The following is a 12,017-nucleotide window of genomic DNA, read 5'->3' on the forward strand; positions in this document are numbered from 1 at the left end:
CGGAAATATGATTGGTCCCGGCTCGGCCTGACGGCCGTCCGGGACGACGGGGAGAGGACCTTCGATACGCAAAGGTCTCCCATGGGAGAGGGAACTCGGCTGCGCCTTTGGTTTTAGGGCGTTGCCTCCATTCAAACTGATCCCGCCTGGGGCGAGTTCGCGCCCCTATCCACCCCTATACCCAATTCGGCGCGGCGGGCACTTCGATGGTCTGGATCAGACCGCCGCTGGCGCCGTTGGCGAGGATCAAGGTTCCCCGATTGCGGTGAATGATCTCCTTGGCGATGGCAAGGCCGAGGCCGGCGCCGGCCGTCGAGGAGCGCGCGGGATCGACGCGGAAGAACGGCTCGAACGCCCGCGCAAGAAGCTCCTCGGGAATGCCCGGCCCCTTGTCGACAATGTCGATGAAGACCGAGTCGACCTTGCGCCGCATGCTGACGGTCGCGCCGCCGCCATGGGTCGCGGCGTTGATGAGCAGGTTGCGGATCGCCCGTTTCAAGGACAGCGGCCTTGCCAAAACCTGCACCGGCTCCGTCTCCATCGCGCAAACCGGGAGTTGCAGTTCCTGCAATTCCGCGATCACGTCGCTGACCAGGTGATCGAGGCGCAGCGCGTCGCCGCTGCCATGTTCGATTTCCTCATGCACCAGGCGGATGGCGCTGTCGGCGATGCGATCCAGCTCGTCGATATCGGCCAGCCATTTGACCCGGCTGGCATCGTCGAGAAATTCGGCGCGCAGCCGCATCCGGGTCATCGGCGTGCGGAAATCGTGGCCGGCGGCGGCGACCAGCCGCATCCGGCTCTCCATCGCGCTCTTGAGGCGCGACGACAGCAGATTGATGGCGCGCGCCGTCGCCCGGATGTCGGCGGGTCCGTTTTCCGCCAGCACCGGCAGCTCGCCATCGGGATTGATATTGGCGAGCGACCTTTCGATCAAGGCGAATGGCCTCATCAAGCGGTGGACGAAGGCCATGGCGACCACGGCGGTGCCGGCAACGATCAGCACGATGCCGCCGATCAGGAAAGGCATCACCTCGCTCGGCGGCGAGGGCAGGGAGATCGGAATGACGAGCCAGCCGCCCTCCGGCAGGGCGATCGAGGCCACCGGCCAATAGCTCTCCGCCGTCCGGGTGACGATGGCGGTCGCGACCATGTTGCGCTGCTTGAGGGCCTTGCGAAGGTAGCGCGTCATTTCCTCCGACACCTCGCCGCCGGCCGGCTGCGGCCTGATGCCGAATTTGCCGGTCGCGCCACTGAAGGGCGTCTCCGCCACGTCCCGATAGCCGTTGCCGCTGCCGCTGTTGAGGATGACGCTGAGATGGTAGGAATCGATCTCGACGAGGCGCGCGAATGACGGCGCCCCCATCGGGACCGTCACGAAGAACAGGCAGACGGCCAGCCCGATGACGATGAGGACGGCCGCGACCACCAGCAGCGTGATCTTGGCCCGCAATGTGTTCATTTGGCCGCCTCCTCACAATCCACATGCGCGGCGAACTGGTAGCCGCCATTGCGCTGGGTCTTCAGCAATTGCCTGTCGGCGGCGCTGAGCTTGCGCCGCAGGCGGCTGACCAGAACGTCGATCGAACGGTCGAACGGTTCGGCGTCGCGGCCCTGGGTGATGTCGAGAAGCTGATCGCGGGACAGCATTTTTCCAGGCCGCTCCAGGAAGGCGACCAGCAGGCTGAACTCGGCGGCGGTCAATCCGATCTCGGTGCCGTCCGCGGCGACGACGCGCCGGGTCTCCGGGTCGGCGACAAAGCCCTCGAAGCGGAACACCCGCCCCGAAGGTTTGGTGTGCTCGCGGCATTCCTCGGCGCGGCGGAGGATGGCGCGGATGCGGGCGACCAGCTCGCGCGGATTGAACGGCTTGCAGAGATAATCGTCCGCGCCGAGCTCCAGGCCGATGATGCGGTCGACATCCTCCTTCAGGGCCGTCAGCAGGATGATCGGAATGCAGGACCGGCCGCGCAGGGCGCGGCAGAGATCGAGGCCCGAGACGTCGGGCAGCATCACATCCAGGACGACGAGACTGACATTGTCCGTCGCCAGACACGCATCCATGGCGTTGCCATCATTGGCGATCGAGACGCGGAAGCCCTGAAAGCCGAGATAGCGCTCCAGCAGCGCACAGATTTCCTCATCGTCATCGACGACGAGGATGTGGGCGACGGTCTCCAATCTTCGCGCTCCCGGATCGAATTTGCTTCCCGCATTCCCGGCGGCTCGCCGGTTAATGCAAAACTGCATTCGATAAGGGGCGCCAATAGGGCATGGGCATGGCTGCGCGGCGCCTCGCAGCCATTTGCGGCATGAAAGTTCGGCGCGCGAGCGTTGCGGCGCCTGACGGGTCGTTCGGTCCCCGCGCCGCCGGTCTCTAAAGGAAGCGCTTCTCTAGGATGGCGTGGATGCCCTTCGAGATGTCCACCAATTGCGTGACGTGCAGATCGGCCGCCAGGCTGCACAGCATGTAGGCTTGGTTGCGCGTCAGCTTGCTGCGCTCGCAGATCAGCCGGATCATCTCGCGCACGGCCTGGCGCGCGGCCTCGTCGAGGTCGGTGTTGAAGCCCATCGACATCAGCGCCGTCGGCGTTTCGGCGAAGGGCTGGGTGATACTCATGTCCTTGCGCACCGTCAGCCGGAAGGTGCCGTTGAGCGCCGTCTCCAGCGCCGTGATGCAGACCTCGCCATGACCCTGCACGCCGTGCCCGTCGCCGGCGCTGAACAGCGCGCCCTCGTTGAACACCGGCAGATAGAGCGTCGTGCCGGGGCGGAGGTCCTTGTTGTCCATATTGCCGCCGAAAGCGCGCGGCTCGGGCGAGCCGACGCGGCCCCATTCCTTGGGCGGGGCGACGGCCAGGATGCCGAAAAACGGGTCGAGCGGGATGGCGGTGCCCCAGGGCAGGATGCCGGTTCCCGCCTCGCGGTCGACCTTCAGGTGGATGCGCTCGTAGTCGGTGAACTCCTCCGGCAGCGTGCCGAGCAGCGGCAGGATGGCGCAAAAGCCCCAATCCTGGCGCGGCTCGGCGGCGAGGATGTCGACCTGGAGCACGTCGCCGGGCATGGCGCCGTTCACCCAGACCGGGCCGGTGATCATATGCGGCCCGACCGGTCCCGCCGTGTATTTGCCGTCCGAGCCGCCGGGGGTCAGCGCCGCCATGGCGATGCGGTGATCGGTGGTGACCAGCGAGCCGTCCGGCGGCACGTCCTCGGCGAAGCAGGCGGGCAGCGTGTGGATCTTCACCGTCTCGCCGGACTCCACTTCGAGCACGGCGGGGGTGTCCGCGTCGAGATAGCCCCAGAAGACCGTCTCGGGCGTGGCGTGAAGCTCCTTCATGGGTGGGCCTTTCTCGTCAATGGGATCAAACCGACAGGAAGCCGCGCACGGCGTCCGCGTCCATGTCGCCGACGGCTCCGGCCGCCGCGACCTCGCCGCGCCTGAGCACGACGTAATCGTCGGCGATGGCGCGGGCGAATTCGAAATATTGCTCGACCAGGAGGATCGACATGCGCGATTTGAGGCCGGTGATGACCTCCTCGATGCGCTTGACGATGTTGGGCTGGATGCCTTCGGTCGGCTCGTCGAGGATGAGCAGGCTCGGGCGCGTTAGCAGCGCGCGGGCGATGCTGAGCTGCTGCTGCTGGCCGCCGGAGAGGTCGCCGCCGCGCCGGTGCCGCATCTCGCCGAGCACCGGGAAGAGGGCGACGACTTCGTCGGTCGCCGCGCGCGCGTCGGCAACGCTGTTGGCGGCGAGGGCGATCTCCAGGTTTTCCGCGACGGAGAGATTGGCAAAAATGTCCCGGCCCTGCGGCACGTAGCCGAAGCCGCCGCGCACGCGGATATGGGGCGGCGCGGCGGTGAGCGCGCGGCCATTATAGACGATGCTGCCGCCGCTGATCGGCAGCACGCCCATCAGGCATTTCAGCAAGGTGGTCTTGCCGGCGCCGTTGCGGCCGAGGATGGCGGTGCATTTGCCGCTCGCCACGCCGAAGCCGATCTGGCGCAACGTGTGGCTCGAGCCGTAATGCTGGCTGAGCCCCGTCACCTGCAAGCCGCCGTTGTGCTCCTGCTCCATCTCAGCGCCCCAGATAGACTTCGATGACGGCGGGGTCGGCGCGCACGCGCTCCATCGGGCCTTCGAGCAGCATCCGCCCCTCATGCAGCACGCTGACGAGATCGGCGACCTCCTGCACGAAGGCCATGTCGTGCTCGATGACGAGGATGGCCCGCTCGGGCGAGCGTAGGGCGCGGATCAGCGTCACGGTGCGCTCGGTCTCCTCGTCGGTCATGCCCGCGACGGGCTCGTCGAGCAGCAGCACCTTCGGCCGCTGGATCAGCAGCATGCCGATCTCCAGCCACTGCTTCTGCCCATGCGACAGCTTGCCGGCGGAGAGATCACCCCGGCCTTTCATGCCGATCATGCCGAGCACGTCCTGGATATGCGCGCGGTCGCCTTCATCGGGGGTGTAGACCATCTCGCCCCAGATCGAGCGCTGGCGCGAGCGCAGGGCAAGGCCGAGATTTTCGGCCACGGTCAGCGCTTCGAAAATGCTCGGCTTCTGGAATTTCCGCCCGACGCCCGACAGCGTGATTTCCGCCTCGCTGAGCGCCAGCAGATCGAGCGCGCCGTCGAGCAGGACGCGGCCGCTTCTGGGCCGGGTCTTGCCGGTCAGCACGTCGAGCAGCGTGGTTTTCCCCGCGCCGTTCGGGCCGATGATGCCCCGGATCTCGCCGAATTTGACGATCATCGACAGGTTGTTGATCGCCCGGAAGGCGCCGAATGACACCGTCAGCCCGTCGATGTAGAGCGCCTCCTTGCTCATGACGCCGCCCTCTGCCGCCGCCATTCCAGCCAGCCGCGCAGGGCGGCGGGCGCGTCGAGCAGCCCGTTCGGCAGCAGCACCACGACGAAGATCACCAGCAGCGACAGGATGAACGGCCACAGCTCCGGCGCGGAGGCCGTCAGCACCACTTTCAGCGTGCTGATCAGGATCGCCCCCGCAAATGCCCCGACCAGCGTGCCGCGCCCGCCGATCGCCACCCAGACCGCGATCTCGATCGACAGTTCCGGCGACAGCACGCGCGGATTGATGATGCCGACCTGCGGCACGTAGAGCATTCCCGCAATCGCCGCGATCACGGCGGAGATCACCCAGGCCGCGATCTTGATCCAGAGCGTCTCGAAGCCGAGGAAGCGCAGCCGGCTCTCATCCTCGCGGATGGCGACCAGCATATGCCCCAGCCGGGAGCGCACGATGCGCGCGCAGACATAGAGCGACGCCGCCGCTGCCAGCACCGAGGCGGCGCTGAGGGCCGCGATGGTCTCGGGCGCGGCGATCGGCCAGCCGAGCAGCGTGGTGAAGCCGGTCATGCCGTTATTGCCGCCGAAGCCCGTGTCGTTGCGGAAGAACAGCAGCATGGCGACGAAGACCAGCGCCTGGGTGATGATCGAGAAATAGACGCCAGAGACGCGCGAGCGGAAGGAAATCAGCCCGAACAGGAAGGCCACGCCGCCCGAGATCAGCACGATCAGCGCCAGCGCGTAGGGGAAGTTTTCGAGGCCGGCGTAATAGAAGGGCAGGCTGTCCCAGCCCATGAACAGCATGAAGTCGGGGGGCGTGCCGGTCTGCAGATAGGCGACTTTCACCAGATGCATGGCGATCAGATAGCCGCCGATGGCGAAATAGAGGCCGTGGCCGAGGCTGAGGATGCCCGCATAGCCCCAGATCAGGTCGAGCGCGATGGCCAGCATGCCGAAGGTCGCGACCTGTCCGATCAGGTTCACCACATAGGGCGACATCAGCCCTTGCGTGCCGGCGACCAGGATGGCGAGCGCGGCGACGACAAGCATTCCGGCGAGCCGCTCCGCCGCGAGGCCGCGCCGGGCGGGGCCGCCCTTGCCCTGGATTTCGCGTGAAATGCTTTCGAGGATGGCGGTCATCGGCGTCCCTTCGGAGCGAACAGGCCCTCCGGCCGGAACTGGATGAAGATGATGATGAGCAAGAGCACGATCACCTTGGCGGCGACCGCGCCGTAAGCGGGTTCGATGATGACGTTGATCATGCCGATATTGACGGATGCAATCAGCGTGCCGATCAGGCTGCCGACGCCGCCGAGCACCACGATCATGAAGGCGTCGACGATGAAGTTGGTGCCCATATTCGGGTTCACCGTGTAGATCGGCGACAAAGCGAGGCCCGCGAGACCCGCCAACCCCGAGCCGATGCCGAAGCTGAGCACGTCCACCCGCCGCGCCGAGACGCCGACGCAGCCCGCCATGTCGCGATTCTCCGTCACCGCACGGATGAACAGGCCGAGTTTGGTGCGCCGCAGGATGATGAGCGCGGCGATCAGGATGCCGAGCGCGAAGACGATGGCGAACAGCCGGTTATAGGTGACGATGAAGTCGCCGACGATGCGCTCGCCGCCGGAGAGGAAGGCGGGCGTGACGAATTCGAGGTTCTGTGTGCCGAAGAAGACGCGCACGAGGTTGATGAGCAAAAGGCTGATCGCCCAGGTGGCGAGCAGCGTCATTAGCGGGCGGCGGTAGAGATGGCGGATGACGGTGATTTCCATCAGCACCCCGACCAGCGCCGTGACGCAGAAGGCGATGGGGATGGCGATCAGCAGATAGAGGTCGAGAATGCCCGGCGCGGCGGCGCGGATCGCCTCCTGCACGAGATAAGTCGTATAGGCGCCGACCATGATCAGTTCGCCCTGCGCGAGGTTGATGACGCCCATCAGGCCGAAGATGACGGCGAGGCCGAGCGCGGCCATGAACAGGATGCTGGCATAGGAGAGGCCGCTATAGACGGTCGCCATCAAGCGGCTGAATTGCAGCCAGCGGTCGATGCTGGCGATGGAGGCGGCGAGGGCTGCGGCGACTTTCGGATCGCCGGCGGCGGTCTTGTCGCCTTGCAGGTCGAGGAGGGCGGTGCGGTTGCGCTCGGTCGGATCGTCGGCGAGCTTGCCGATGGCCGCGATGCGGCGCTCCAGGTCCGGATGGCGCAGCGCGCGGAAGGCGGCGATGGCTTGCAGCCGTCCGGCGAGGTCGGGCGAAGGCTGGGCCTCGACCGCCATTTGCAGCGCATCGAGATTGGCGATGCCGGCGTGCTTTTGCAGATCGTCGGCGGCCTTCGCCGCGAGCGGCGATGCGGGCGCGGTAATGAGCAAGAGGAGGCCGCCCGCCATCTCATAGGCGGCGCGGACGCGCAGGTTGACGAAGGGCGCGGCGAGTTTGGCCGATGACTCGGAGACATCGGCCAAAGTCAGCGGGTCACGGAATCGCCCTGATTTGGCGATCACGCGCACGCCGCCTTCCCCGCATTTGAGGCTGGCATCGCCCGCCGCGCCGATGATCGCCGCGCCCCAATCCGCGGCGATCTCCTTGCGAGCCACCCCCGCGAGCAGCTCATCCACTGCCGCGATGCGCGCCTCGGTCTCCCTGGTGCAGAGCCGGTCGACGATGCTGGCGCGCGCGTCCCCATCCGCCCGCGCGGGCGCCGCCAGCCATCCGGCCCCGGCGGCCATGAACACGCTCAGCCTCAACATGGCCAAGACCCAACGCTTCATGCCGCCGGTTCCGCTGGAGTGACCCGAATGCGCATCAATGCCCGCCCGTCAAGCGTAGGGGCTGAACGGCACGGGCTTGGGCGTATCCTCCGACTTCCAGAGAATGTCGAACGCCTGCTGGTCGTTCACCGAGCCGATGAAGACGCCGCGCTTGACGTAATTGTTCTCGCCCGACATCGAGATCTTGTAGCCGGACGGGCAATCGAAGCTAACGCCGTCGAAGGCGGCGCGCACGGCGTCGACCTCGGTGCTTTTCGCCTTCTCGCAGGCCAGCGCCCACATATGCACGCCGTCATAGGCCGAGACCATCGGGTCGATGATCGTGTCCTTCTTATACGGCAGGCTGTTCTTGGTGACGTAGTTCGCCCAGTTCGTCTTGAACGCGGCATTGGCCGGCGCCTCGACGTTCTGCAGATAGGCCCAGCAATTCAGATGGCCGACCATCGGCGCGGTGTCGAGGCCTTCGAGGTCCGCTTCCAGCACGTCGAGGCCGAGCACCGGGATGTCGGTCGCCTTGATGCCCTGGTTGATGATTTCCTTGAAGAAATCCGGAATGGAGGAGCCGACGACGGTCAGCACGATGATCGGCTGGCCGCCCGGCTCGGCGGCGAATTTGCGGATATTGTTGACGATGGTCTGGAAGTTCGAGAAGCCGAAGGGGACGTATTCTTCCTTCCAGGCGGTCTCGGCAAAACCCTTGGACTTCCAAAAGCCCTTGCAGATCTTGTTGATGGTGCGCGGCCAGACGTAATCCGAGCCGAGCATGTAGAAGCGCTTGGCCTCGCCGCCATCCTTGCTCATCAGATATTCGAGCGCGGGCAGCACGGAGCTGGCGGGCGGCGAATTCATATAGACGACGTTCTTGGAATTCTCCTCGCCCTCGAAATGCAGCGGGTAGAATAAGAGGCCGTTGCTCTGCTCGACGACGGGCAGCACCGATTTGCGCGAGACGCTGGTCCAGCAGCCGAACAGCGCGGCGGCTTTCTCCTGCTGCAGCAATTGGCGGCCGAGCTGGGCGTAAAGCGGCCAGTCCGAGGCCGGGTCGGTCACGAGCACATCGACTTTCTTGCCGAGCACGCCGCCCTTGGCGTTCAGCTCGTCGGCGGCCATTTTGACGACGGCGCTCAGCCGGCCTTCGATATTCGCCATGGTTCCGGACGATGAAAACAGGCAGCCGAGCTTGACGCTATCGGCGGCCTGCGCGCTTTTGATCAGCGACGGCATCGCCAGCGCGCCACCGAGCGCCGCCGTGGCCTTCAGAAATTTTCTTCTGTTCATGTCGAACCTCTTCGGCTGTTAACGCGAACCCCTAACGCCATGCATCATTGCAAAGAGCGTGCCGAATTTGTTACGCAGTGAAAATAAATGGCTAAGCTGTTGGGAACGCGCGATATTATGATGAAATGGCTACGGATGATCAAATCGCGGGCATCGCGCAAAGCGCCTATCTTCTCATCACATCCGCAGCTACACTTATAGGCAGGGATGGCGGGACGGCTCAGTTGGGGGCGAGTCAAAGAGCGGCGGGCGCCTCTCGTTCTTGCCCTCTCCTCGAGGGAGAGGGCAGGCGCGTAGCGACCGGGTGAGGGGGCGGGCTGGCTCCGGCTTAAATCGCCTCGGCCTGTCGGGGAAACGGAAGGGCAGCGTGAGCGACAATCAGGACCAGCTTGCGATCAAGCGCCATATCATCCGCGAGGACGGCTCGATGACTCCGTCCGATCTGCGCCAGCGCAACCGCGTCCGCATCCTCTCCGAAATCCGCCGGGACCCCGGCATCTCGCGGCGCGGCCTGTCGGAGCTGACCGGCCTCACCGACGCCAGCGTCTCGCGCATCACCCGCGACCTGATCGGCGACGGCCTGATCGTCGAGACCGAGACCGCCGGCAGCCATGCCCGTCGCGGCCGTCCCAATGTCGGGCTGTTCCTCAACCCGTCGGGCATCGCCGTGCTGTGCCTGTGCCTCTCAGCCTATGAGCAGAAATTCTCCGTCGTCATGCTGAACGGGACGCGGCTGCTGGAGGGCGAACTCGCCGCCCTGACCGAGCGGGGCGCGGCCGACATCGCCGCCGGCATCCGCGCCCGCATCGGGCGGCACGGCGTACATCCGCAGATCGAGGCGCCGCGCCTCGCCGGCATCGCCATCGCCGTGTCGGGAACGGCGAAGGACGGCGTCGGCGAACTCACCGCCGCGCTGGAGGAGGGCTTCGGCGTCGCCGGCCATGTCGAGGACATCTCCAACGCTCTGCATATCGCGGAGACCAAATATCGCGAGGGCGGACGCGCGGCGAGCCGCAGTCTGCTGATCCATGCCGGCCTCGAACTCGGCGCCAGCCTGATGATGAACGGCGTCGCCTCCAGCATCGCGCATCAGTCGCTCGGCCGCGTCGTCGTCGACCGCTCGGGCGGCGATGCGGGCTGGACCCGGCTCGAGGACCGCGCCTCCGGCAGCGCCATCATGCAGCGGCTCGGCCATACCGGCGTGCCGCGCAGCCCGCAGGCCGGGCTGATCTCCGGGCTGCCGCATGCCATCCGCCAGGCAAATTCCGGCGACCCCGCCGCGATGCTGGCCTTCCGCGACGCCGGCCACGCGCTGGCGGTCAGCACGGTGCCGGTCTGCGCCATGGTGCGGACGGAACAGGTGGTGCTGGCGGGACCGCTCGCCGCCGCCGGACCTTTCGTGCAAGGCTTTCAGGAGGTGATCGCGGCGTCTTTCGAGGCCGCCGACGAGAGCCGCCCGCGCGTCGTCCGCTCGGTGAAGAGCTACCTCAAGGGCGCCGAAGCGATGGGGCTCGACCGCTTCGCCTTCTCCCCGCCCGGCTGAGGCCGGCCGGGTGGTTTGCGACTCCGGAGTCGATCCGAGCCGCTTTGGCGATCCCCGTTTATCCGTTAAGTCCTTGATTTATTGGTGAGCCCAGATGGATTCGAACCATCGACCTACTGATTAAAAGTTTGGGAGATAGCGTTTCCTATCAAATACTTATCAATCGGACGGATCAAATTTTTGCCGGTTTGCTATTGCAAAGTCGGACGCAGATCCGACCTCAAGAGAGACGCTTTCCGTTCGGTCCGATCGCTCAAAACTATGCGATTGACTCGCACCTACCTAGTTGCTCTAACGCCAAAGCGTTTGTGGAGTGCCGAACCTGATACGCTCCATTCATTTTTTCGAGGCGCCCGGACGATATTTGTATATTCTCATATTGCTGAGCTCTTCGTTATTATACGATGTTGTAGACGCCTGCTTCTTAGAACTTTATGTATTCTGTCATTTGAGGGTCAGTAACATGATTGTGGTTGAGTGTCGCATTACCTCAATTCCCAGATGTTGCTAGAACCGAATCCGTACAATCATACTGGTTGCCCACCGATCCCATAGGAGCTCAAATGGCCGATTTACTTTTTGCCCGTCCGCCATTGGTCGAGGTGATCTGTGAAATTAGATGGGAGCTTCGTACAATTACTACGATGCCAGACACATTAATTGATCCCCATTATGATTCATTCAATGATGATATAACTATGCTCGCAAAGGCGAAGGGATTTGGTTTTGTTGAAGAACTTCAGTCACCGGATTTTCCAAGAGAATTTCGGCCTTATATCCCTGAACGCAGATTTCGAAAACAGCAAGGTGAGTGGCCGTTATTTCAAATTGGGCCAGGGTTGTTTACGGTCAATGTTACTCCGCCTTATGGCGGGTGGAATAATTTCAAGTTGTTCCTTGCAGAATCGATAGAATTACTATTTAAAAGCTATCCCATATCGGTTAAATATCTTAAAATTAAGGGGCTGGAATTACGTTACTTGAACGCGTTTGACAAGAAATTCGGGTATACTTCCTATCTTCAGTTTGCGCCTGAGCACCTCAATTTGAAAACGGCCGTGCCCTCGAGTATCTTGGATGAGCATGTGGCGGATCTCAATGATGTGGACGTGACGAACTTTATCGTGTTTCCTATAAAGAGTTTAACGAATTCAAATGCGGTCATTCGCCTTACAAAGGGGATCGTAGGAGGATCATCCGCTCTTCTCGCTGAGCTTCTTGTGCGTCGGCAAGACAAAGCGGCTGCGGTAATGCCCTCGCACCACGTCGAAGTGTGGTTTGAAAATGCCCATACGGTCGTGAGAGACCTTTTTCTCAAGTTGGCCAACCCAGAACTGATCGCTAAGATGAGTTCGAATAAAGGGGGCGAAATATGATCGGTGGATCGTACGGGACCCATGCAACCCATATAACGTTCACGAACCCTAAGGCGCTGCCTTTCCCAAGGAGTGACCGCGGTCGAGATCTTTCCGCAGTTAGTTCGGTTGACGAAGTCGTTTTGGTTAAGCCTCTTTCGATCCATGACTGGCACCACGGAGAGGTGCGCGCATATCTGCCGCCCCAAGCTTGGGCTCGTGCCCATTTAAGGCTGTCTCACGCAACAAAATACCTTTTAATTGAGGG

Annotated in this window: 10 protein-coding genes; 2 read left to right on the forward strand and 8 right to left on the reverse strand. The window is 63.7% G+C overall.

All coding sequences use genetic code 11. The features are described from left to right. Positions 1–175: 175 nt before the first annotated feature. The 8 genes from BLEFHOIH_RS00005 to BLEFHOIH_RS00040 form a co-directional block, all read right to left on the reverse strand. Entirely contained in the window at positions 176–1,462 is a 1,287-nt protein-coding gene (locus tag BLEFHOIH_RS00005) for an ATP-binding protein (protein ID WP_088342447.1), read from the reverse strand. Then, a complete protein-coding gene (locus tag BLEFHOIH_RS00010) occupies positions 1,459–2,181 on the reverse strand; it encodes a response regulator transcription factor (RefSeq protein ID WP_245296798.1) in 723 nt (240 codons plus the stop codon). Before BLEFHOIH_RS00010 ends, BLEFHOIH_RS00005 begins: the two co-directional genes overlap by 4 nt. Before the next feature lie 196 nt (positions 2,182–2,377). After that, the gene (locus BLEFHOIH_RS00015; protein ID WP_088342449.1) at positions 2,378–3,337 is read right to left on the reverse strand and encodes an acetamidase/formamidase family protein; all 960 of its coding nucleotides are present in this window, start codon (positions 3,335–3,337) and stop codon (positions 2,378–2,380) included. 25 nt (positions 3,338–3,362) lie between these two features. After that, positions 3,363–4,076, reverse strand: a complete 714-nt coding sequence (gene urtE, locus BLEFHOIH_RS00020) for an urea ABC transporter ATP-binding subunit UrtE (protein WP_088342450.1) — start codon at positions 4,074–4,076, stop codon at positions 3,363–3,365. Position 4,077: 1 nt separating this feature from the next. Then, positions 4,078–4,848, reverse strand: coding sequence for an urea ABC transporter ATP-binding protein UrtD (urtD, locus tag BLEFHOIH_RS00025; protein WP_245296799.1), 771 nt, complete (start codon positions 4,846–4,848; stop codon positions 4,078–4,080). Then, a complete protein-coding gene (urtC, locus tag BLEFHOIH_RS00030) occupies positions 4,821–5,942 on the reverse strand; it encodes an urea ABC transporter permease subunit UrtC (RefSeq protein WP_170936918.1) in 1,122 nt (373 codons plus the stop codon). The genes urtD and urtC overlap by 28 nt, the downstream gene beginning before the upstream one ends. Next, the gene (gene urtB, locus BLEFHOIH_RS00035; protein ID WP_245296800.1) at positions 5,939–7,573 is read right to left on the reverse strand and encodes an urea ABC transporter permease subunit UrtB; all 1,635 of its coding nucleotides are present in this window, start codon (positions 7,571–7,573) and stop codon (positions 5,939–5,941) included. Before urtB ends, urtC begins: the two co-directional genes overlap by 4 nt. Before the next feature lie 48 nt (positions 7,574–7,621). Then, positions 7,622–8,851 carry an urea ABC transporter substrate-binding protein gene (locus BLEFHOIH_RS00040; protein ID WP_088342451.1) on the reverse strand — a complete coding sequence of 410 codons (1,230 nt, stop codon included), beginning with the start codon at positions 8,849–8,851 and terminating at the stop codon, positions 7,622–7,624. Positions 8,852–9,218: 367 nt separating this feature from the next. Here BLEFHOIH_RS00040 and BLEFHOIH_RS00045 point away from each other — a divergent pair, with 367 nt between their 5' ends. Together BLEFHOIH_RS00045 and BLEFHOIH_RS00050 are read left to right on the forward strand one after the other, a co-directional pair. After that, positions 9,219–10,394 (forward strand): winged helix-turn-helix transcriptional regulator, encoded by a 1,176-nt coding sequence (locus tag BLEFHOIH_RS00045; protein WP_088342452.1) that lies wholly within the window; start codon positions 9,219–9,221, stop codon positions 10,392–10,394. A gap of 563 nt (positions 10,395–10,957) precedes the next feature. Next, positions 10,958–11,770, forward strand: coding sequence for a TIGR04255 family protein (locus BLEFHOIH_RS00050; RefSeq protein ID WP_088342453.1), 813 nt, complete (start codon positions 10,958–10,960; stop codon positions 11,768–11,770). Positions 11,771–12,017: the final 247 nt, after the last annotated feature.

The sequence above is a fragment of the Rhodomicrobium sp. R_RK_3 genome (assembly GCF_002198715.1).
Lineage (GTDB): Bacteria > Pseudomonadota > Alphaproteobacteria > Rhizobiales > Rhodomicrobiaceae > R-RK-3.

Bases quoted from the DNA above. Each gene is read 5' to 3' on its own strand.
- BLEFHOIH_RS00005 (WP_088342447.1), bottom strand. From the start codon at position 1,462: ATGAACACATTGCGGGCCAAGATCACGCTGCTGGTGGTCGCGGCCGTC.
- BLEFHOIH_RS00015 (WP_088342449.1), bottom strand. From the start codon at position 3,337: ATGAAGGAGCTTCACGCCACGCCCGAGACGGTCTTCTGGGGCTATCTC.
- urtE (WP_088342450.1), bottom strand. From the start codon at position 4,076: ATGGAGCAGGAGCACAACGGCGGCTTGCAGGTGACGGGGCTCAGCCAG.
- urtD (WP_245296799.1), bottom strand. From the start codon at position 4,848: ATGGCGGCGGCAGAGGGCGGCGTCATGAGCAAGGAGGCGCTCTACATC.
- urtC (WP_170936918.1), bottom strand. From the start codon at position 5,942: ATGACCGCCATCCTCGAAAGCATTTCACGCGAAATCCAGGGCAAGGGC.
- urtB (WP_245296800.1), bottom strand. From the start codon at position 7,573: ATGAAGCGTTGGGTCTTGGCCATGTTGAGGCTGAGCGTGTTCATGGCC.
- BLEFHOIH_RS00040 (WP_088342451.1), bottom strand. From the start codon at position 8,851: ATGAACAGAAGAAAATTTCTGAAGGCCACGGCGGCGCTCGGTGGCGCG.
- BLEFHOIH_RS00050 (WP_088342453.1), top strand. From the start codon at position 10,958: ATGGCCGATTTACTTTTTGCCCGTCCGCCATTGGTCGAGGTGATCTGT.